The following is a 20,790-nucleotide window of genomic DNA, read 5'->3' as shown; positions in this document are numbered from 1 at the left end:
CGACCAGTTGCACAAGGGCGCCAGCCCCTACCCGCAGCGCCAGGACTCCGGTGCGGTGAGCGAGACCACGCCCAACTCGGATTCGACCGGGGCGAGCGTGAGCCGGGAACGCCAGCACGTCGCCCGACCGCCGCTGTCCGGGACGGTGTGAAACACGACGTTCGCCTCCGGCCTGCCGCCCGCGCCCGTCCGGAGCCCGATGAGGGTCGCCCTGGGATAGGGACCGCGTCGCACCAGCTCGACGAACCTGTTCCGCTGCGTCGCGTCGGGCGCAGCCCCGGCCCGCCCGGCGAAGGCCTGCTCCTGGTCGTCGGCGCTGATCGCGCAGAGAAGATCGGACACGGCGAGGGCGGCCGCACCCACCCGTGGGCTGTCCTTGGACAGGCCGGGTCCGATCTCCGTCTCGAATATGCAGATCAGCGGCAGCGGCAACCTGAAGGGCGTCGGTCCCAGTCTCGACAGATCCGGTATCCCCGGCAGGCCCGGTGCGGTCGGCAGCCAGCGGGGGAGTCCGGTCCCCTCCGGCACCCCGGCCGGGTTCTGCAGCAACGACCGGTACGGTGCCCCGGTCGGCAGCCGGCTCACCGAGGTGCCGCCGTCACCGCCGTCACCGCTGTTCACCACTCCGGCGATCACCGCGACGAGGATCGCGAAGAGCGGGACGATCCACTCCCAGGCGGGTCGTCCGATGGCGAGGGTGGACGCCCGCCTGGCGGTTGTCGCGCCGGCCCCCTGACCCGGTCGGTAGCCGGTGGCCCCCGGTGCCCGGCCCGCCGGCCCGGCGCCCGCCCGGCCTGCGGCTCGGGCCGTTCCCGCTCGGGCCGCACCCGGCCGGTCTCCGGCCGGGTTCCGCCGCAGTCCCGTCAGCCGGATCCGGCGCCGCAACGGCGGTCGCCGAGGTCCGTCGGGGATGCGGTTGATGACCGAGTCCAGCTCGGCGATCCACTGCGCGGGTGGTACCCGCCGGTCCGGGTCGGGGTCCAGGCTGCGCGCGGCCAGTACGCGCAGCGTACGGGGCAGGTACGGTGCCGCGGCGGCCGGATCCCGCAGGTGCTGGTGCCCGGCGAACAGGCGGACGGCAAACAGGCCGAGCTTGTACGCGTCACTGGCCGGAGTGGCCAACTCCTCCGACGGCACTGCCGGCCGTAGCGCGGGCCCGTCCGAACCACCGCCGGTGTCCCCGCTGCGGCGGCTCGGGCCGGGGTCCCCGGTCCCGTCCGTGGCCGGTCGGTCCGCGGAGCGGCCGACCGGATCGTCGCCCGTACGGCTCGGCACCTGCCACTCCGGCGTCTCCGCCTGAGCCAGGACGGAGTCGCCGTCCAGTCGCATGGCGTCGCAGTCGATGAAGTAGCACCGGGGCCGGACGGTCGCGCTGAACAGAAGGTTGTTCGGGGAGAAGTCGCCGACGGCGATCCCGAACCGGTGGAACAGGGCCAGCGCCTCGGCGGTGTCCCGGAGCAGTTCCATCCGGAACCGGTCGCCGATGTCGAGCCCGCGGGCGTGCAGGTATTCCTCGCTGTTGAGCAGATACTGCGCCTGTGCGAGCACGGTCGCCGGCCCGCTCGGCAGGTCCAGCGTGATCCGGTAGTCGTCCGGCACCCGGGGCATCAGGAAGCCCCGGACCACCCCACCCTTGCGTACGATCGCCACCGGCCAGGCGGCGAGTCGCCGCAGGACACCGGCATCCGACTCGTCGACCCGGTCGGCCAGTTGGACGAACCGGACCAGGGAGGCGACGTCGACGTCGTCGACGAACTGTGGTGCGTACTCCTTGAAGACCAGGTCCGGGGTCTGCGCCGGGGCGTAGACGGTGCCCTGACCGCCGACGCCGATCCTGGTCAGCGGGCCGAGCCGGGCCAGGTCGACCTCGGGCACGGATGGTTCCGCCATGACCGCCCCTCGCTACGGCTCGATGGTCGGGGAGTCGGCGGTCGCCGGCCAGACCGCGAGCACGGTCCGGTCGTCGTCGTGTGCCTCCCAGGTGAAGTCGAGCAACCAGGCGAGTCCCGGCAGCGCCGGTGGGTGGGCGAGGTGCGTGGCGAACAGCTCGCCGACCGTACCGGTTCCATCCCCCAACGGGTCCGCGAATCCGTCGGTGCCCAGCACCAGCACGTCGCCGACGGTCAGCTCGACCTCCACCGGCACGATCGCCGTCGGCACCCGGGGCAACGCGGACACGCCGTCCGGCAGCAGTTCGGAAGGGGGGCCGACCGTCGGGAACAGCGGCGTCCACCGCGCCCCGCGCACCGTCCAGGCGGTGGAGTCGCCGACCCGGGCGAGCCAGCCTCTCGCGCGACCCGGCCCGTCCGGTCGGACGTACGCGACCACCACCGTGCTGGCTAGCAGGCGTTCGGCCGCCTGCGGATCCGGCTCGCCGGTGCCGAGTTGGCGGGCCGCGTACTCCACCAGGGACCAGCCGGCGCAGCGCATCAGGTCCGGCCAGTCGAACTCGGTCACGCCGTCGTCCAGCGCCCGCGACAGGTAGTCGACCACCGTCCGGCAGACCATCGTCGCGCCGAGGTGGGACAGGGGAGCCCCGGAGACACCGTCGGCGACGACGGCGATCACCGCACCACCGGGATGCGGCACGACGGCGCATTCGTCCTGCCGGGGTTCGCCCAGGTAACGGTGACTCGCACCGCGCACCGAGGCGCAGCGTACGTCGAAGTGGTCCGACGACCAGCCGTCGGCAACCAGGTCGGGCCGGTACGGCCCGGCCGACGGGCCACGGGCGGGAAAGGGCTCGGTGGGTCGTCCGATCACCAGCGGTGCCCAGGGCGCCCCGGTGTCCACGTAGGTCGCACGCGGATCGTCGGCGTCGCTTCCGTAGGTCATGCGTACATCGTCGGCGTCATTTCCGCCGGAAGGTACCGACCGCACATCCGTACCGCCCATGATCTCCCCCGCACCCGCCTATACGACGTCCAGCGCCATCCGGAAGTTGTCGGGTCGTTCGACCACGAGTTCGGCGTCGGCGCCACCGAGCGCCTGCCCGGACTTGATCACGCTCTTGGTGAGCGCGGCGCAGAACTCGGCGATCGCCAGACCCACCTCGACGCCGGGGGTGGCGACGAACGCGAACTCCGGTCGGGTGGCCACCCGGAGGATGGTCGCCGCCCGGGCGTCGCCGATGCCGCAGGCGATGATGTTCGGCGCCGTCGGCGTCCGTTCCCGGTCGACCAGCGTGCGGTACGGCTCCTCCCACTGCCCGGGGTCGGTGGGCTGCCCGTCGCTGAGGAAGAACACCGCGGGGCGGTGCACCGAGAATCCCTCCCGCTTGAGTGCCCGGACGTCGGCGGGGATCCGGTCCAGCAGGACCGAGAAGGCCGCGCCGTAGCTCGTACCGTCCCTCACGGAGAGTTGCGGCAGTGGCCCCTCCGCGCGCAGGTCGGCGAGGGCGACGTGCACGATCACGTCGTTGGAGAAGCCCAGTACGGAAAAGCGCACCTTCGCCGCCGCCATCGGCTCGCGCAGCAGGGCGTCGTGCAGCGAGGTGAGCCCCGCGTTCAGCTCGTCCACCACCGGCGACATCGATCGCGACTCGTCGGCCACAAGGTAGACCGGCAGCACCCGCCCGGACGTCTCGGACATCAACCCTCACCGATTGCTCGTAGGGAACCCGACGCACGTGGCGATCGTCCACCAACGTGCCCGGCCGGAGGAGTCACCGACTGTATCATGACGATCACAACGGTCTATGCTCCGCGCGCGACGGCTGTCGGGACCCCGATCGACCCCCGTACCGCGTCGATCACCTCCTCCACCTCGCGGCGCGGAGTCGGCCAGCCGGGCTGGCCGTAACCGATCCGCAGGACCATCTGCGCCACCCCCGCCCGGCCCAGCGCCAGCCGCAGTTGCTCCCGCGCGGCGGGCACCTCGATCGGTTGGGACAGCATCGACACGGCCAGACCGTCGGCGGCGGCGGTGAGCAGCACCCGTTGCAGGGCCTGCCCGGCGGCCACCTGGTCACGGGGATGGTCACCGACGCAGCCGAGCACCGCGACCAGTGGCTCGGGCTCGAAGTCCCGGCCGGGAGCCCGGGTCCGTACGCCGAACGCCCGCTGCGGCAGCAGGTCCTGGGGTTCACCGGCCGGCCCGCCCGCGGTTGCCGGCACGCCGTCCAACGCGGCGTCGAGGCGGATCCACCGCGCCAGTTCCGCCTGGTAGTCGCGGTCGCGTTCGAGCACCCGGTGCGCACCGCGGACGACCTCGGCCAGCGCGTGCACCGGTGCCGAACCGATGACCAGGTCGAGCCAGCCGTCCTCCGCCCGCGCGGCCTCGATCAGCCGCCACCGCGCGTCCGGCGGCACCGGCGTCGGCCAGAACGGCATCCGGTTGCTGTGCCGTCGGGTGATGACGGCATGCAGTTCCCGCTCGCTCGGGGTCGCGGGCCGGGGGCGGTCGGGGACCAGCCGCGCCACCACGTCCGGATCCTCCGGGTACGGACGCAGCCGTACCCGCGGCGGGGTGCCGGCCGAGGCCAGGGCCAGTCGGAGGTTGAACACGGCCGCCCCGCAGCCGATCCGGGCGGCCCAGCCGGAAGGGTCGCAGGCCGGAAGCCGCCGGTCCGGGTCGACCCGGACCTCGATGCCGCCGTGCCGTAGCTGGAAGCGCCACGGCTGGCTGTTGTGCAGGGACGGGGCCCGGATCGCCGCGGCCACCGCCGGGCGCAGGTCGCTGAGGGTGTACGGGGCGAGCGTCATCGCATCCTCCCGGTGGTGGGTCCCGGTGTGCCGACCGGTGTGTCGGGTGTCCGTGCCCCCACCCTCCGTCCGGGGACCCGGTCGCGGGCAGGGGCGTCGGTCCCGACCCACCGGGCCGAGTGGCCCGACCCGTACCGCCCGCACTCTCCCCGCCGACCTGCACCGACTGCCCGCCCGCCCCGGCGACCCCGTGACCGATGGCGGGACCTTCGGCCCTGTGCACGAGCCGTCCGGGACGGGTAGAAACGAGGGATGATCCGAGTTTTCCTGCTCGACGACCACGAGGTCGTCCGCCGTGGCCTGGCCGACCTGTTGCAGACCGCCGGTGACATCGAGGTGGTCGGCGAGTCCGGGTCGGCGCGGGAGGCGACGGTGCGGATCCCCGCGCTCCGGCCGGACGTGGCGATCCTCGACGCCCGGCTGCCGGACGGCAACGGTATCGACGTGTGTCGGGACGTGCGCTCGGTCGACTCGTCGATCCGGGGCCTGATCCTCACCTCGTACGAGGACGACGAGGCGCTCTTCGCCGCGATCATGGCCGGCGCCGCCGGTTACGTGCTGAAGCAGATCCGCGGGACCGACCTGGTCGACGGGGTGCGCCGGGTGGCGGCGGGGCAGTCGCTGCTCGACCCGGCGGTGACCCAGCGGGTGCTGGAACGGGTCCGCAACGGGGTCGAGGCACCGCGCGAGCTGAAGGCCCTCACCGAGCAGGAGCGCCGGATCCTGGAGTACGTGGCCGAGGGGATGACCAACCGGGAGATCGCGGCGAAGATGTTCCTCGCCGAGAAGACGATCAAGAATTACGTGTCGAGTCTGCTGGCCAAGCTCGGACTGGAGCGCCGTACGCAGGCGGCGGTGCTGGCCACCCGGCTACTGGGCCAGCGCCCCTGACCGGTCCGGCGGATCCGGGCGGTCAGTCCAGCGGGACCCGCCAGCGCACGCTGGTGCCGTACGGCTCCGCCGGTCCGACGGTGAACTCGCCGCCCAGCCGCTCCGCCCGCTCCCGCATGTTGACCAGGCCGCCCCGCGCTCGGTTCGGGTCCGGGGGGCCACCGCCGCCGTTGTCGTCGACGGTCAGCGTCAGCCACCCCGCGTCGACCTTCACCCGCACCGTGAGTCGGGACGCGGCGGCGTGCCGTACCGCGTTCGACAGCGCCTCGCGCAGGACCGCGAGCAACTCGGGACGGGTCGCGTCGGGTACCGCGCTGTCGACCGGCCCGACGATCTCCAGGGCCGGCCGGAATCCGATCGCCCCGGCCGCGGAGTCGACCTCGGCCCGGATGTCCGTACGCAGAGTCGCGCTCATCGGCGTACGCAGCTCGAAGATCGCCCGACGGATGTCCCGGATGGTGGAGTCGAGTTCGTCGACCGCCGCGTTGATCCGCTGCCCGATCTCCGGCCGGGCGGCCAGCGGCACGGTGCTCTGCAACTGCAGCCCGGTGGCGAACAGTCGCTGGATCACCACGTCGTGCAGGTCGCGGGCGATCCGTTCCCGGTCCTCCAGCACCACGAGCAGTTCGCGCTCCTCCTGCGCCCGGGCCCGTTCCATCGCCAGGGCCGCCTGGGCGGCGAAACTGGCCAGCAGCGGCACCTCGTCGTCGCCGCGCTGCGCCGAACCCACCGGATACGCCACCACCAGTACGCCGTGCAGCGTGCCGGCCGCAGAGAGCGGGGAGACCATGGCGGGGCCGTCGGTGACCCGTACCGGCCAGGTCGCGGCTATGGCCAGGCTCTCGACCACGGTGTGCCGGTGGTCGGTGACCGAGGTGGCGAACGTCGCGTCGGCGGCCGGCAGGATCATGCCGACCGGTGGCGCCTCGTCGGCCTCGGCCGCGTCGACCACCTCGACCACAAACTGTTCCGCCTCCTCGTCGTAGAGCAGCACGAGGACCAGTTCGGCCTCGGCGAGCTCCCGGGCCCGGCGGGCGACCAGGGCCAGCGCGTCGGTCCGCCGCACCTCGCCCAGGAGCACCGAGGTGATCTCGGCGGTGGCGGCCAGCCACCGTTCCCGGCGGTGGGCGACCGCGTAGAGGCGCGCGTTCTCGATCGCCACACCCGCGGCGGCCCGCCAGCGCGACCGCGATCTCCTCGTCGTCCTGCGTGAACTCGCGCGCGGACCGCTTCTCCGCCAGGTAGAGGTTGCCGTAGACCTGGTCCCGAATCCGCACCGGTACGCCGAGGAAGCTGTGCATCGGCGGGTGGTTCGGCGGGAAGCCGTACGACTGGGCGTGCTCGGTGATGTCCGGCATCCGTACCGAGCGGGGGTCGGCGATCAGCAGCCCGAGCACACCCCTACCGCTCGGCAGGTCGCCGATGCGCGCATGCAGCTCGGGGTCGATGCCGTGGGTGATGAACTCGGTCAGCAACCGGTCGGGGCCGATCACACCCAGTGCGCCGTACCGGGCGCCGAGCAGTTCGCACGCCGCCTCGACGATCCGTCGCAGGGTGCTGCGCAGGTCGAGGTCCGACCCGATCGCCACCACCGCGTCCAGCAGCGCCCGCAACCGTTCCCGGCTGGTGACGACCTCACCGACCCGGTCGAGCATCTCCTGGAGCAACTCGTCCAGCCGGACCCGGGACAGCGGACTCAGCCCGAGCGAGGGAGTGTCGCGCCGGTCAGCGTCCGGAGGTTCTGACGCGTGCATCCGCCGATGCTATCGGTGCGGTCGACGATCTTACGATTCTCCGACGTACAGGTTCGGTCGGTGGTGGTCACAGCGTCGCGATCTCGACCAGGCCGGCCGGGGATGTCCGTGGCGTCTGCGGCGGTCCGGGCTGGTCCGGGTCGGCGATGCCCAGGCGGAGGACCAGGTAGGGGTGACCGAGCCCGGACAGCAACCGGCGCAGGATCTGCCGGGTGCCGGCCACCTCGATCGCCGCACTCAGCGGCAGCACCGACACCCCGAGCGCCTCCGCGGTCAGCCAGGCCGAGGAGAGGGCCTCACCGGCCCGCAACCAGCCGGCAGGCTCGTCGTCGTCGCCGTACAGCAGCAGGTAGGTCGCCGCCCGGTCGTGGCCGGGGCCGACCAGGAGCGTCCCGGCCCGGCCGAAGTCGCGGTCCGGCACCGTCGTCTGCGGCGCCCGTGCCGGCAGTACGCCGACCGGCAGGCCGACGCCGGCCCGTTCCGAACGGCCGGTCCAGTACGCCATCTCGGCGCGGATGGCGGGATCGGTCGACTCGACGGTGGCCGCGGCATCCGCCGCCGCGGCCAGGTCGAGGACCTGCTCGCGGGTGAGCACCTGAAGGCGGGCCCGGCCGGTGACCGCCTCCTGGATGGCGGCCAGGGCCGGGGCGGGCACCGGCTGGTCGCTGACCGGCCGGCGGTCGGTACGCCGGGTGGACGAGGCGTCGAAGAGTTGCTTCGCCCGGGGCGTCACCGGAGTCCGGGTCTCCGCCGTCAGCGTGGCGAGCAGGTCCGGTCGGTCCGGGTCGGCGGTCCGGTCCACCTCGGCGGCCCAGCCCTGGGCCCGCAGCGCCACCAGCGCGTGGTGCAGCGCCGCACCGCAGCTGATCGCCAGCAGTCGACCCTGCGGGTCGGTGGCGGACAGTTGCCGGTCGCGTTCGGCGAACAGTTCCAGCCGGTCGGGGTGGGCCGACCACCGCCACGGCTGGGTGTTGTGGATCGAGGGTGCGTATCCCGCGGCCACCGCCGCCCGGGCGAGCACTGCCGCGGGTGCACGGTCCGGTACCGAAGCCGGGTCGACCATAGCGATTTCTCCTGTCGTCACATGTACGTGTCGGGTGTCCGGCGGGGGCCCGGCCCGCCTGGTCGGCGGGGCGGGCCGGGCGTGCGTGGCTACCTGAGCCAGGGCAGCCGTTGCACGATCGGTAGCCGGGCCCAGGGCCGGCCGAGTCCGGCGGTGTCGCCGGCGGCGGTGAGCGCGAGTCCGGCCAGGACGGCGGCGTTGATGAGGTGGTCGTCCATGAAGATGTTGTTCTCCGGTGGCAGGACGACGGTCCACATCATCACGAAGAGCAGGCCACCGGCGACCGCGGCGACCCGCAGGCCGATGCCGAGCAGGAGCGCCACCGCGAGACCGGCGAGACCGGTCATGAACAGCCAGTCGGCCCATCCGCTGCCGGCGATCGAGTTGTAGAAGCCCTTGAACGGTCCGGCGGCGCCGAAGTTCAGGAAGCCCTCGGTCGGGCTGCCGCCGTTGATCCAGGCCGACTTCGACTCGGTCTCGTGGCCGAGCCCGAAGGTCTTGTCGAGGAAGGCCCACAGGAAGGTCCATCCCAGGGCGATCCGGACGCCGGCCCAGACGTAGCGGGCCGCCCGCTGCCGGCCGCTCTCCGCGCGCTGCTGGGTCGGGATCGCAGTGGTTCCGGGCCCCGTATGCCGCTCGGCCATCGCGGTCATTGTCGCCACGTCCCTTCTCCGTATCCGGCCAGGCGCTCTGGCTACCTCCATTCGACGCCGGCGCGGGGTTGAAGATCAGAGGCCGTGGTCCCGTTGCGGGACGGGACTTTCGGCCCGTCCCCACGGGACTTCCGCCGACCGGACGTCGTGCCGATCAACAGGCGGTCGATCCGCTGACCTGCCGGCGTGACCGAGCATGTCGACACCACCGGTGTCCGCCGTCCCTGGTTCCGTAGTCCGAAGGTGATCGGGGCGGTGGCGGCCGTCGTCGTCGTCATCGGAGTCGGTGCCTGGGTGGGCATCGCGGTGTTCGGCGGGGTTCGTGAGATCCGGATGGAGGTCACGTCCAACTCGGGCGAGGTGGCCGGCGTCAACTGGCGCGGCCCGCATCCTGAACGGGTTCTGCCGCGCGGGGGAGCGGTGCGGCGGCTCAGCGCTGTTGTGACCAGGCCTGCCAGAGAGTGGCGTAGTGGCCGGACTCCCGGGCGATCAGTTCCTCGTGCGTGCCGGAGTCGAGCACCCGACCGGCCTCCAGCACCACGATCCGGTCCGCAGTGACCGCCTGGGTCAGGCGGTGGGCGACCACCAGCGCCGTACGCCCGTGCAGCGCGCGTTCGGCCGCCCGTTCCAGCACCCGTGCCCCGGCGCTGCCGGCGTCGGCGGTGGCCTCGTCGAGGATCACCACCCGAGGGTCGGCCAGGATCACCCGGGCCAGCGCCAACTGCTGCGCCTGCGTCACGGAGAGCTGGTGCCCGCCGTCGCCGACCACCGTGTCCAGGCCCTCGGGCAGCGCCACCGCCCAGTCCAGCGCCTCGACCTCGGCCAGGGCGGTGCGCAGTTGCTCGTCGGTCGCGTCCGGCCGGGCCAGCCGCAGGTCGTCGGCGAGGGGCCCGGCGAACACGTGCACCTCCTGGGTGACCACCGCGACCATCCGGCGTCGCTGCTCCGGCGGCAACTCGCCGAGCTCCACCCCGCCGAGCATGATCGTGCCCGCCGTCGGCCGGTGTACGCCCGCGACGAGCTGGGCCAGCGTGGTCTTGCCCGCGCCACTCGCACCGACCAGCGCCACCCGCTGACCCGGTGCGATGTCGAGGCTCACCCCCGACAGCACCCGTTGGCCGGGCAGGTAGGCGTACTCGACGTCGACCGCCTTCACCGAGGTGTCCACCGCGGTCGGGTGGTCCGGTGCGGTGGCCGGGGTGTCGAGTTGGGTCACCCCGACCAGCCGGGCCAGGCTCGCCGTCGCCACCTGGGCGTCGTCCACCAGCCGCAGCGCCGAGTTGATCGGGCCGAAGAGGTTGTGGAAGTAGAGCGTGGCGGCGGCGGTCGTACCGATGGTGACCACACCTGCGTCGGTGAGCAGGAAACCGACCACGAGTACGGCGGAGAGCCCCACGAACTCGGCCAGGTTGAGCCGGCCGTAGAACCGCGTGATCAGGCGTACGGCGCGCAGGGCGAGGTCGACCGCGCCCCGGGAACGGTCGGTCACCTGCGCCAGGTGGCGTTCGTCGAGCCGCAGCGCCCGTACGGTCGGGGCGCCGCCGATGCTCTCCAGCAACTGCTGCTGCTGGGCGCCGACGGCCACCCGGTGTGCGGCGTACAGGGCCGGGCTGCGGCGCAGGTACCAGCGGACGGTGTGCCACTGGATCGGAACGGCGAGCAGGGCGGCCAGGAGGAAGCGGTAGTCGAGCACGGCGAGGCCGACCAGGGTCAGCCCGATGACCAGCACCGAGCGGGCCAGTTCGGGCAGCGCGCCGCGTACCGCCTCGGCGATGGCGGTGACGTCGTTGGTGACCCGTGAGGTGAGGTCGCCGGAGCCGGCCTGTTCCAGCCGCCCCAACGGCAGGTGCAGTGCCCGGTCGACGAACTGTTCCCGCAGGTCGGCGAGCATTCCCTCGCCCAGCCGGGCGATCATGCCGATGCCGATCGCGGTGGCCACCGCCTGGGTGAGCGCGATGGCGATCAGCAGCACCGCCGGTACGGTGAGCGCGCCGACCGTCCCGCCGTCGGTGACCAGGTCGACGATGTGTCCCAGCAGCGGCGGCGTGAGCAGTCCGATCGCGGTGGCGGCGGCGAGTACGCCGAGCGACCCCACGGCCAGTGCCCGGCGGCCACGCAGCAGGTGCCGTACCGCCGCGGTGGTCTGGGCCGGGCTGGCGATCGGTAGCACGTGCGGGGTCACTGGTCTCCCTTGTCAGGCGTTCGACATCGATCGGGTGTGCGGGCGCCGGCCGGGCGGCGGTGGACATCGGACGGCGGCGGTCGGAGGGTCAGGCGAGGACCGTCGTGCGGTAGCGCTCGTGGTCGCGTACCAGGTCGGCGTGGCGCCCGACGACCGGTTCGCGGTCACCGTCGAGCAGGACCACCCGGTCGGTGACGGCGAGCAGGGCCGGGCTGCCGGTGACCAGGATCGTCGTACGTCCGGCCCGCAGCTGCCGCAGTCGTACGGCGATCCGGGCCTCGGTCGCGGCGTCGACGGCGGTGGTGGGTTCGTGTACGACGAGCACCGCCGCCCCGGCGTTCAGCGCGCGGGCCAGGGCGACCCGCTGACGCTGCCCACCGGAGAGCGACCGCCCGCGTTCGCCGACCATCGTGTGCATCCCCTCGGGAAGCACCCCGGCGACCTGGTCGACGGCGGTGGCGGCGAGCACCCGGTCGAGTGCGTCCGTCGCGCCGCCGGCCGCGGTGACGTTGTCCAGGACACTGCCCTCGAAGAGCACCGCGTCGTGGGTGGCGGTGAGCATCGCCGCGCGGACCAGCGCCGGATCCAGGTCGGTCAGCGCGATCCCGTCGAGGGTCACCGTGCCTCGTTCGGGGTCCGCCTCGCGGGCCAGGTAACGGACCAGCGCGGCGGCCGCAGCCGGGTCGGGGGCGACCACGCCGAGCATCTCTCCGGGCGCCACCCGGAGGTCGTCGACGTGCAGCGGACCGTCCGCGATCCCGTGCAACCGCAGTTCGCCCCGGACCGGGGTGGCCGGGCCGGTACCGCCGGGCCGGACCGCCGGGGTGGCCGCGTGCACCGCGGCGACCCGGGCGGCCGACGCCCGCGCCTGGGCGAGTTCGGCGTTCACCCAACTGACCAACGACAGCGGGTTGAGCAGGAACAGCGCCAGTCCGACCGCGGCGATCAGCTCACCGATGGTGATGTCGCCGTGGATCGCGAGGCGGGCGCCCCAGAGGGCGACCGCGGTGATGAACACACCGGTGACGGCGATCAGCGCGCCGTCATGCCAGGCCTGTGCCTGCGCCGCGCGCAGGGTGGCGGCCAGCGACCGGCGGTTGATCAGGCGGTAGCGGGCCCAGGCGGCCTGTTCGGCGCCGATTCCCTTGAGGATCCGCAGGCCGGCGACGAGGTCGGCGGCGACCCCGGAGGCGTGCGCGGCGTTCTCCTGCTCGGCCGCGCTGCGCCGCTGGAGCAGACCGCCGAGCAGGTGCGCGACCCAGAGCACCGGCGGCGCGCCGAGCAGGATCAGTAGCCCCAGTGACACCGACATGCTCAACAGTGCGACGGCGGTGGTGGCCAGCGCCGCCAACGCCGCCGCCCCGGCGGTCAGGGCCATGTTCACCGCGCCGACCCGGCTCGCGTCGCTGGTGGCGATGTTGACCAGCGCCCCGGACAGGTGCCCGCGCTCCACCCCGCCGTACGGGGCGAGGACCCGCCCGGTCAACTCGCGGCGGATCTGGTGGGCCGCCTGTTCGGCTGCCCGTTCACCGGCCCGCGCGGCGAACCGGTAGCACGTCGACAGGGCCGCGAAGACCACCGCCAGTACGGCGAGCCACTGCACCAGCGCCGACGTGGACCCGGTGGCCACCGCCCGGTCCACGACCACGCCGATGATCACCGGCACCAGTGCCTCGCCGGCCTGGTGCCCGATCGCGAGCAGGGCGCCGAGGGTGACGTACCGGCCCTGTCCGGTGACCGCCCGGCGCAGGATCCGGCGTGCGGTCAGGTCCCCCGCCGTCGGCGTCACAGACGGCTCGGCCGGGCCGGACGCGGCCGGTGCGGGCGCCTCGGCCACCCGGCTCACGCCACGGCCAGGGGAGTGGTGTCGGCCCGGTGGTGCCGCCCGATCGGGATGATCATCGGGGTGCCGGTGACCGGGTCGACGGTGATCCGGCAGTCGAGGTCGAAGACCTGCTCCACCAGCTCCGTGGTGATCACCTCGGCGGGGGCACCCTGCGCGACGATCCGTCCCGCCTTCATCGCGATCAGGTGGTCGGCGTACCGGCTGGCCTGGTTGAGGTCGTGCAGCACCATCACGATCGTGCGGTTCTCCTGCCGGTTGAGGTCGACGACCAGGTCGAGTACGTCGATCTGGTGGGCCAGGTCGAGGAACGTGGTCGGCTCGTCGAGCAGCAGCACCGGTGTGCCCTGGGCGATGGACATCGCGATCCAGGCCCGTTGCCGTTGGCCGCCGGAGAGTTCGTCGACCGGACGGTGCGCGAGGTCGAGCATGTCGGTGGCGGTCAGCGCGTCGTGCACCGCCCGCTCGTCCGTTGTGGACCACTGCCGCCACCAGGTCTGGTGCGGCGCGCGTCCCCGGGTGACCAGGTCGATCACGGTGAGTCCGGCCGGTGCGACCGGTGACTGCGGCAGGATCCCGATCCGACGGGCCACCTGCCGGGTCGGCATGGACTGGATCGACCTGCCGTCCAGTTCGACCGCGCCGGCGCGCGGCGGGAGCAGCCGGGCGAGCGCCTGGAGCAGGGTCGACTTGCCGCAGGCGTTGGCGCCGACGATCACCGTGATTCGGCCGGGCGGGATGGCGATCTCGAGGTCGTCGACGACGATCATCTTGTCGTAGCCCAGACGCAGGCCGGTCGCGCGCAGGTCGGGGGGTTCGACCGTGGGGTCTGGCGTGGCTCGGCCGAGGGGTTCAGCGGTCACGGGTCATCCTCCGGAGCCGGTTCGGTTGGCGCGGGCGAGGAGCCAGAGCAGGACCGGGGCGCCGAGCACACCGGTCACCACCCCGACGGGCAGGTGGTCGTCCGGCAGCACGTGCCGGGCGATCAGGTCACCGGTCAGCACGATCAGGGCACCGGTCAGCGCGGAGACCAGCAGCGGAGGTGCGGCCATGGCGGCCAGCCGCTGGGCGATCTGCGGTGCGATCAGCGCGACGAACAGGATCGGTCCGGCGGCAGCGGTGCCGAAGGCGGCCAGGCCGACGGCGGTCACCAGGAGCGCCAACTGGGCGCGGGCGACGTGCGTACCGAGGCCGGTGGCGACCGCCTCGCCGAGTTGCAGCGTACGCAGCCAGCGGCTGAGCAGCAGGGTGGCGGGTACGAGCACCGCCAGCGCCAGCCCGATCGGGCGTACGTGGTGCCAGCCGCGCTCGTTGAGGCTGCCGACCAGCCAGCCGACCGCCTTCTGCGCCTCGAACGGCAACGCCTTGGCGATCAGGTAGTCGGTGGCGCTGGTGCACATCCAGGCCACCCCGATGCCGACCAGGACGATCCGGTATCCGGTCGCCCCGCGCCCCCACGCGAGCACGTACACCGCCAGGGCGGCGACCAGGGCCCCGAGCAGGCCGAGGGCCTGGGTGCCGAGCCCGGCGCCGAAGCCGAGCACGATGCCGGCGACCACCGCGGTCTGCGCCCCGGCGATCACCCCGATCATGTCCGGGCTGGCCAGCGGGTTGCGGGTCATGGTCTGGAACACCGCACCGGAGATGCCGAAGGCGGCTCCGACGAGCAGGCCGACCAGCACCCGGGGCAGGCGGAGCTCGTTCACCACGAGCAGGGTGCCGGGGTCGCCGACGCCGAACAGGGCGGGGACCACGTCGGTCACCGTTATCGGGTAGTCACCGGTGGCGACGCCGAGGCAGAACACCCCGAGGGTGGCGACCGCGAGCACGGTCGTGACCACCAGGACGCGTACGGACACGACGCCGGACACGGCGCCCCGGCCCAGCCGGTAGGTGGCCCGTCCGGCCTGGGTGGTGAGTTCGAGCAGGGCCATCAGAGTTCCGCCAGCCGACGCCGGCGGACCAGGGCGATGAAGAACGGCGCACCGAGGAAGGCGACGATGACGCCTACCTGGATCTCCCCGGGCCGGGCCACCACCCGGCCGGCGATGTCCGCCGTCAGCAACAGGATCGGTGCCAGAACCAGGGTGTACGGCAGCAGCCAGCGATAGTCCGGCCCGGTGATCATCCGCACCAGGTGCGGTACGACGAGCCCGACGAAGACGATCGGTCCGGTGACCGCGACCGTGGCGGCGGCCAGCACGGTGACGGCGGCGGCTCCGCCCAGCCGGATCAGGCCGACCCGACGGCCGAGCGCCGTGGCCACCTGGTCGCCGAGGGCGAGGCTGTTCAGCGCGGGCGCGAGGGCGAGCGCGGCGAGGATGCCGACGGCGAGGAACGGCAGCACCCGCAGCAGGGTGCCGCTGGTCTGCCCGGCGATCGAGCCCGCGGTCCAGAACCGGTACCGATCCAGGGCCAGCGGGCTGGCCAGCACGATGGCGCTGGTCAGGGAGCCGAGCAGCAGGGTCACCCCGACTCCGGCCAGGGCGAGTTTCACCGGTGTCGCCCCACCCCGTCCCACCCCACCGAGCAGGTAGACGACGGCGCTGGCGAGCAGTGCACCGAGGATGGCGAACCAGATGTAGCCGTACAGGCCGGTGAGATGCAGCACAGCGCTCGCGGTGACGATGCCGAAGGCCGCACCGGCGCTGACCCCGAGCAGTCCGGGGTCGGCCAGCGGGTTGCGGGTCAGTCCCTGCATGACGGCACCGGCCAGGCCGATCGCGGCACCGGCCAGCAGGCCGAGCGCGGTACGCGGCAGCCGCAGGCCCCGTACGATCGCGAGGATGTCCTCGGGTGCCTGGCCGGGGTCCATCAGGGACCGTACGACCTGGGTGAGCGGGATCTGCCGGGCTCCGATCGCGATGGAGAGCAGACAGACCAGACCGAGTACGAGCAACCCGGCGGTGAGCGCGACCACGTGGTGTCGGGTCCGCCCGCGCACCGTGGGTGGCCTGATCGGTGCGCTCACATGGTCTCCCCTCACAGGTTGTGCCTCGGCGGCGCTGATCGTCGCTCGACACGGGTGTGAGCATCCTACGGCTTGAGGTTAGGTAAGCCGACCCTTACTATATGGCAACCTCTCCTCGGCGGGTGCCGAGGCTCAGTGCGACGCGATTCCCGAAGGGGACCCATGCTTAGCCCGTCGAAGATAGTCAATCGCCGGTCCGGCCTGCTGGCGCGGACGCTGCTGGCGGTGGCACTGACCGCCACGGTGGCCGCCTGCGGTGGCGACTCCGCCGAGCCCGACGCCGCCGCGCCATCGGCGACCTCCGGGGCGTTCCCGGTCATGATCGAGCACAAGTACGGTTCCACCACCGTCACCAAGGCGGCCACCCGTGTGGTCACCCTCGGGCTCAGTGACCAGGACACGGTGCTGGCGTTGGGCATCAAGCCGGTCGGCGCGGTCGACTGGTTCGGCGAGCGCCCGTTCGGCAACTGGGCCTGGGTGAAGGACAAGTGGGGGACCACCCCGCCGGAGATTGTCGGCGAGCGGGACGAGTACCAGGTCGAGAAGATCGTCGCGCTGAAGCCGGACCTGATCGTCGCGCAGTACTCGGGCATGACGCAGGAGCAGTACACGACCCTGTCGAAGATCGCCCCGGTGGTTGCCCAGTCCAAGAAGTACGACGACTACTCCACCCCGTGGGACGAGATGGCCCGGGTGATCGGGCAGGCCCTCGGCCAGCAGCCGAAGGTCGACGAGCTGCTCGCCGCGATCGACCAGCGCCTGGCCGACATCCGCAAGCAGCACCCGGAGTTCGCCACCCAGACCGCCGTGGTGGCGGACCCGAGCGAGCCGGGCACGTACGCCGCGTTCGCCAAGAGCGACCCCAAGGCGCAACTGCTGGGCGAGATGGGCTTCAAGCTATCCGACCAGGTCGAACAGGTCGCCGGCAAGGACACCGCCGCGGTGATCAGCTCGGAGCGGCTGGACCTGCTCGACGTGGACCGGCTGGTGCTGCTGACCACCGACGAGTCGGTGGAGCCGCGGGTCAAGGCCGATCCGGTCTACGCGGCACTGAAGGTGGCCAAGGAGCAGCGAGCCGTGTTCGTGCCCTACATGGAGCCGCCGGTCGGTGCCGCACTGTCCTTCGTCACCGTTCTCAGCGTCCCGTACGCGATCGACCAGCTCCTGCCGATGCTCGTCGCGCCCGGTCGGTAAACGTGGCGGCCTACCTGCCGTTCGCCGTACGGGTGCTCCGGGTCCAGCGCCTGAGCCCGACCTTCGTACGCGTGACCGTGGCCGGCGAATCCCTCGCGGGGTTCGCCGGTCACGGCTTCGACCAGCGGATCAACCTGCTGTTCCCGCCCAACGGCGATCCCGACGAACTGCCCATCGGCCCGGACTGGGTGCAGCAGTGGCAGTCGGTGCCCGTCGCCCGGCGCCCGCCGCTACGGACGTACACGGTGCGGGCGTTCCGGCCGGATCGCCGCGAACTCGACCTGGACTTCGTGCTGCACGGTGACATCGGCCCGGCGTCCCGCTGGGCGGGCGCCGCCCGCCCCGGTGACCCGATCACCATCATCGGCCCGGTCGCCGGACATCCCGGCCCGGTCGGCGATGTGGCCTGGGCACCGCCGCCGCACCCGAGGCGGCTGCTGCTGGCCGCGGACGAGGCCGCCCTCCCGGCGGCGTCGGCCATCGCCGAGGCACTCGGGCCCGAGGACCGGGCGACGGTCGTACTGGAGGTGGCGGAACCCGCCGACGCCGTCGAGTTCGACGCGCCGGCCGGCGTGACGGTGATCTGGCTGTCCCGCAGCCGGGGCGAACGCCTCGGTCCGGTGGTACGCGACCTGCTCACGGACCTGGTCCCGGTGCCGGTGGGCACGACCTCGTCCGTCCGATCAGGACAGCCGGGGCTTGTCGTGGCGGCGGGGGGCGGCGAATCCGACCTGGCGGACGACGTCGAGGACCCGTGGGACGTACCCGAGCCGGGCGAGACGGACGGCTCGGCCGGCTTCTACGCCTGGCTCGCCGGGGAGGCGGGCGCGGTCGTGGCGATGCGTCGCCACCTGGTGGGGGAGCGGGGTGTCGACCGGCGTTCGGTGGCGTTCATGGGGTACTGGCGCCGGGGCAGGTCCCAGGAGAACTGACAACTCGGGCGGGTCCGGACCCGGCGCGTCGTGCTCCGGGGCGGGACCCGCCCGAGTTCGCCGTCAGGGCTGGTTGGTGAGGTAGCCGCCCATGGTGTGGAAGTACTCGGTCGCCGGGTACTCGGTGCCGTCGTCGGTGCGTACCCGTTTGATCACCAGGCCGTGGCTGCGGCCGTGCCGGGCCTCGCTGCCCGCGACGATGACGATCCCGTCGCCTTCCTTGATGAAGACCCGGCCGGGGGTACCGCCGTAGTAGCCGCGCGACAACCCGGCCTCGATGATCCGGACCCGCTCGCCCTTGTGGTGGGTGAACGCGTTCGGGTACGGATCCGCCAGGGCCCGGACCAGCCGCTCCAGGTCCTCCGCCGGCCAGGTCCAGTCGATCAGGCTGTCCTGGATGGACCGCTTGTGGAAGAAGCTGCCCTGACTCGGGTCCTGCTTGGTCCAGTCGGTCCGACCGGATTCGATCAGTGCCAGGCCGTCCAGTGTGATCGGACCGAACAGGGCAAGGGTGCGGTGGAACAGGTCCGCCGTGGTGTCGGTGGGCCCGACCGGCACGGCGCGCTGCAGCACGATGTCGCCGCCGTCCAGGGTGTCGTCCATCAGGTGCGCGGTGACCCCGACCTCCGGCTCGCCGTTGATCAGCGCCCAGATCAGCGGGGAGAACCCGGCGTATTTGGGCAGCAGTGAGTCGTGCACGTTGAGGGTGCCGTGACGAGGGATGTTGAAGATCGCCGGGGGCAGCCAGGTGCGCCAGTTGGTGGCCACGATCACGTCCGCGTCGGCCTGCTTGACCTGGTCGGCCAGCTCGTCGTCCGGGCGCTGGCGCAACAGCACCGGTACGTTGTGCTCGCGGGCCAGGTCCGCCACCGAGTCGTCCCACATCTGCTCGTACGCGTGGTCGCTCTTGGGGTGCGTCACCACCATGACGACCTCATGTTCCGAGTCCAGCAGCGCCTGCAGGGTCCGATGACCCCAGGTCTGGTAACCGAACATGATCACTCGCATGTGGAGGCCTCCTGGCGATGGGGGATACTAGTCAGGCAAGGCTTACCTAGCTAGCGTGTGGGGTGTTGCTGTCGACTCATTGACCGAGATTTGAAGCAAGGGTAGCCTACCCTAAATCGACGATCTAGGGGTGTGGTCCATGGCGCACGTACCGCCGCATGACGAGGTGCCTGTTCACGACATCGTCGGAGTGGGGTTCGGGCCGTCCAACCTGGCCCTGGCCATCGCCCTGACCGAACAGGCCGGAACAACCGGACCGGACCAGGCGAAACGGCCGGTGAGCGCGGTCTTCCTCGAACGACAACAGACCTTCGGCTGGCACCGGGGCATGCTGCTGGACGACGCGACCATGCAGGTCTCGTTCCTCAAGGACCTGGTGACGCTGCGCAACCCCACCAGCCGGTTCAGCTTCCTGGCCTACCTGCACGCCAAGGGCCGGCTGGTCGACTTCATCAACCACAAGACGCTCTACCCGCTGCGGATCGAGTACCACGACTACCTCGAATGGGCCGCGGCCCAGGTGGACGACCTGGTCCGGTACGGCCACGAGGTGATCGGCGTACGCCCGGTGACCACCGAGGACGGCATCGAGCTGGTCGACGTGTTGGTCGACACCGGCGAGGGCACCACCGTGCATCGGGCCCGCAACCTCGTACTCGCCACCGGTCTCACGCCCCGGCTGCCGGCCGGTGTCATCGCCGACGACCGGATCTGGCACAGCCGCGATCTGCTGTTCAACCTCGCCCGTCGTACCGGCCCGGCACCGTCGCGGTTCGTGGTCGTCGGCGCCGGACAGAGCGCCGCCGAGGTCACCGCGCACCTGCACGAGCGGTTCCCCGACGCCGAAATCTGCGCGGTTTTCTCCCGCTACGGCTACAGCCCGGCCGACGACAGCTCGTTCGCCAACCGGATCTTCGACCCGGGCGCCGTCGACGACTACTTCGACGCGCCGGCCGACGTGAAAACCCAGCTCATGGACTACCACGGCAACACCAACTACTCCGTGGTGGACGGCGACCTGATCGCCGAGCTGTACCGGCGCAGCTACCGGGAACAGGTGCTCGGCCAGTCCCGGCTGCGGCTGCTCAACACCTCCCGGCTGCGTTCCGCCGTGTCGCACGCGGACGGCGTCAAGGTCACCATCGAGACGCTGATCACCGGGCAGCCCGCCGTACTCGACGCGGACGTGCTGATCTGCGCCACCGGCTACGACCCGGTCGACCCGGCGACCATGCTTGGTGAGCTGAGCCGCTACTGCCACCGCGACGAACTCGGCCGGCTGCGGCTGGACCGCGACTACCGGGTGTCCACCGGCGACCAGCTCCGCTGCGGCATCTACCTGCAGGGCGGCACCGAGCACAGTCACGGGATCAGCTCCTCCCTGCTGTCCAACGGCTCCGTACGCGCCGCCGAGATCCTGGAGTCGATCGTGGCCCACCGCGACCTGCCCAGCTCGGTGCCGGCGTACCCGGCCGGGGCACTGCGGGCCTGACCGTCACCGGTGCTCCGCCCGGCCGCCCCCATGGCCGGTCGGACACCGTGCCCCGCACGGCCTGCCCGACGCGGGACCGGCCGCGCCCGTCGCCGTCCCGCGCA

16 protein-coding genes and 1 pseudogene are annotated in these 20,790 nt (G+C 72.3%); 4 read left to right on the top strand and 13 right to left on the bottom strand.

Annotated features, from left to right (window positions below; all coding sequences use genetic code 11):
- Nucleotides 1–27: 27 nt before the first annotated feature.
- From ACWEFB_RS29365 to ACWEFB_RS29350, 4 genes are all read right to left on the bottom strand, one after another.
- A complete protein-coding gene (locus tag ACWEFB_RS29365; protein WP_452290589.1) occupies nucleotides 28–1,890 on the bottom strand; it encodes a hypothetical protein in 1,863 nt (620 codons plus the stop codon).
- Between the two features lie 12 nt (nucleotides 1,891–1,902).
- Nucleotides 1,903–2,835 carry a protein phosphatase 2C domain-containing protein gene (locus ACWEFB_RS29360; protein ID WP_452290587.1) on the bottom strand — a complete coding sequence of 311 codons (933 nt, stop codon included), beginning with the start codon at nucleotides 2,833–2,835 and terminating at the stop codon, nucleotides 1,903–1,905.
- Nucleotides 2,836–2,913: 78 nt separating this feature from the next.
- Nucleotides 2,914–3,591: a vWA domain-containing protein gene (locus ACWEFB_RS29355; protein WP_452290585.1), complete on the bottom strand. Its 678-nt coding sequence runs from the start codon at nucleotides 3,589–3,591 to the stop codon at nucleotides 2,914–2,916.
- 104 nt (nucleotides 3,592–3,695) lie between these two features.
- Entirely contained in the window at nucleotides 3,696–4,703 is a 1,008-nt protein-coding gene (locus ACWEFB_RS29350) for an Acg family FMN-binding oxidoreductase (RefSeq protein ID WP_452290583.1), read from the bottom strand.
- A 252-nt stretch (nucleotides 4,704–4,955) separates the two neighbouring features.
- Between ACWEFB_RS29350 and ACWEFB_RS29345 the strand changes: the two genes are divergently transcribed.
- The gene (locus tag ACWEFB_RS29345; protein ID WP_326558180.1) at nucleotides 4,956–5,594 is read left to right on the top strand and encodes a response regulator transcription factor; all 639 of its coding nucleotides are present in this window, start codon (nucleotides 4,956–4,958) and stop codon (nucleotides 5,592–5,594) included.
- Nucleotides 5,595–5,616: 22 nt separating this feature from the next.
- On the opposite strand, the pseudogene ACWEFB_RS29340 reads toward ACWEFB_RS29345, so the two are convergent.
- From ACWEFB_RS29340 to ACWEFB_RS29305, 8 genes and pseudogenes are all read right to left on the bottom strand, one after another.
- Nucleotides 5,617–7,348: pseudogene (locus tag ACWEFB_RS29340) on the bottom strand (GAF domain-containing protein).
- 67 nt (nucleotides 7,349–7,415) lie between these two features.
- On the bottom strand, nucleotides 7,416–8,411 hold the full coding sequence (locus tag ACWEFB_RS29335; protein WP_452290581.1) for an Acg family FMN-binding oxidoreductase: 996 nt from the start codon (nucleotides 8,409–8,411) through the stop codon (nucleotides 7,416–7,418).
- Nucleotides 8,412–8,500: 89 nt separating this feature from the next.
- Nucleotides 8,501–9,073, bottom strand: coding sequence for a hypothetical protein (locus ACWEFB_RS29330; RefSeq protein WP_452290579.1), 573 nt, complete (start codon nucleotides 9,071–9,073; stop codon nucleotides 8,501–8,503).
- A gap of 421 nt (nucleotides 9,074–9,494) precedes the next feature.
- Nucleotides 9,495–11,246: an ABC transporter ATP-binding protein gene (locus ACWEFB_RS29325; RefSeq protein ID WP_452290577.1), complete on the bottom strand. Its 1,752-nt coding sequence runs from the start codon at nucleotides 11,244–11,246 to the stop codon at nucleotides 9,495–9,497.
- Nucleotides 11,247–11,334: 88 nt separating this feature from the next.
- Nucleotides 11,335–13,092, bottom strand: a complete 1,758-nt coding sequence (locus tag ACWEFB_RS29320; RefSeq protein WP_452290575.1) for an ABC transporter ATP-binding protein — start codon at nucleotides 13,090–13,092, stop codon at nucleotides 11,335–11,337.
- A complete protein-coding gene (locus ACWEFB_RS29315) occupies nucleotides 13,089–13,952 on the bottom strand; it encodes an ABC transporter ATP-binding protein (protein ID WP_452290572.1) in 864 nt (287 codons plus the stop codon). Before ACWEFB_RS29315 ends, ACWEFB_RS29320 begins: the two co-directional genes overlap by 4 nt.
- 3 nt (nucleotides 13,953–13,955) lie before the next feature.
- On the bottom strand, nucleotides 13,956–15,023 hold the full coding sequence (locus ACWEFB_RS29310) for a FecCD family ABC transporter permease (RefSeq protein WP_452290570.1): 1,068 nt from the start codon (nucleotides 15,021–15,023) through the stop codon (nucleotides 13,956–13,958).
- On the bottom strand, nucleotides 15,023–16,060 hold the full coding sequence (locus ACWEFB_RS29305) for a FecCD family ABC transporter permease (protein ID WP_452290568.1): 1,038 nt from the start codon (nucleotides 16,058–16,060) through the stop codon (nucleotides 15,023–15,025). Before ACWEFB_RS29305 ends, ACWEFB_RS29310 begins: the two co-directional genes overlap by 1 nt.
- A gap of 162 nt (nucleotides 16,061–16,222) precedes the next feature.
- Here ACWEFB_RS29305 and ACWEFB_RS29300 point away from each other — a divergent pair, with 162 nt between their 5' ends.
- Together ACWEFB_RS29300 and ACWEFB_RS29295 are read left to right on the top strand one after the other, a co-directional pair.
- On the top strand, nucleotides 16,223–17,254 hold the full coding sequence (locus ACWEFB_RS29300; RefSeq protein ID WP_452290566.1) for an iron-siderophore ABC transporter substrate-binding protein: 1,032 nt from the start codon (nucleotides 16,223–16,225) through the stop codon (nucleotides 17,252–17,254).
- 2 nt (nucleotides 17,255–17,256) lie between these two features.
- Nucleotides 17,257–18,186: a siderophore-interacting protein gene (locus ACWEFB_RS29295; protein WP_452290564.1), complete on the top strand. Its 930-nt coding sequence runs from the start codon at nucleotides 17,257–17,259 to the stop codon at nucleotides 18,184–18,186.
- Between the two features lie 63 nt (nucleotides 18,187–18,249).
- Here ACWEFB_RS29295 and ACWEFB_RS29290 read toward each other — a convergent pair whose 3' ends face one another.
- Nucleotides 18,250–19,194: a methionyl-tRNA formyltransferase gene (locus ACWEFB_RS29290; RefSeq protein ID WP_452290562.1), complete on the bottom strand. Its 945-nt coding sequence runs from the start codon at nucleotides 19,192–19,194 to the stop codon at nucleotides 18,250–18,252.
- Nucleotides 19,195–19,333: 139 nt separating this feature from the next.
- Between ACWEFB_RS29290 and ACWEFB_RS29285 the strand changes: the two genes are divergently transcribed.
- Nucleotides 19,334–20,686 carry a lysine N(6)-hydroxylase/L-ornithine N(5)-oxygenase family protein gene (locus ACWEFB_RS29285; protein ID WP_452290560.1) on the top strand — a complete coding sequence of 451 codons (1,353 nt, stop codon included), beginning with the start codon at nucleotides 19,334–19,336 and terminating at the stop codon, nucleotides 20,684–20,686.
- Nucleotides 20,687–20,790: the final 104 nt, after the last annotated feature.

Source organism: Micromonospora sp. NPDC004704, assembly GCF_053601675.1.
The sequence above is the reverse complement of the archived record's forward strand: the minus strand, read 5'-3'. Positions and strand labels throughout refer to the sequence as shown.

Excerpts from the sequence above, each read along its gene's own strand:
- ACWEFB_RS29365 (WP_452290589.1), bottom strand. The coding sequence starts at position 1,890 with ATGGCGGAACCATCCGTGCCCGAGGTCGACCTGGCCCGGCTCGGCCCG.
- ACWEFB_RS29360 (WP_452290587.1), bottom strand. The coding sequence starts at position 2,835 with ATGACCTACGGAAGCGACGCCGACGATCCGCGTGCGACCTACGTGGAC.
- ACWEFB_RS29355 (WP_452290585.1), bottom strand. The coding sequence starts at position 3,591 with ATGTCCGAGACGTCCGGGCGGGTGCTGCCGGTCTACCTTGTGGCCGAC.
- ACWEFB_RS29350 (WP_452290583.1), bottom strand. The coding sequence starts at position 4,703 with ATGACGCTCGCCCCGTACACCCTCAGCGACCTGCGCCCGGCGGTGGCC.
- ACWEFB_RS29345 (WP_326558180.1), top strand. The coding sequence starts at position 4,956 with ATGATCCGAGTTTTCCTGCTCGACGACCACGAGGTCGTCCGCCGTGGC.
- ACWEFB_RS29335 (WP_452290581.1), bottom strand. The coding sequence starts at position 8,411 with ATGGTCGACCCGGCTTCGGTACCGGACCGTGCACCCGCGGCAGTGCTC.
- ACWEFB_RS29310 (WP_452290570.1), bottom strand. The coding sequence starts at position 15,023 with ATGGCCCTGCTCGAACTCACCACCCAGGCCGGACGGGCCACCTACCGG.
- ACWEFB_RS29300 (WP_452290566.1), top strand. The coding sequence starts at position 16,223 with ATGCTTAGCCCGTCGAAGATAGTCAATCGCCGGTCCGGCCTGCTGGCG.
- ACWEFB_RS29290 (WP_452290562.1), bottom strand. The coding sequence starts at position 19,194 with ATGCGAGTGATCATGTTCGGTTACCAGACCTGGGGTCATCGGACCCTG.
- ACWEFB_RS29285 (WP_452290560.1), top strand. The coding sequence starts at position 19,334 with ATGGCGCACGTACCGCCGCATGACGAGGTGCCTGTTCACGACATCGTC.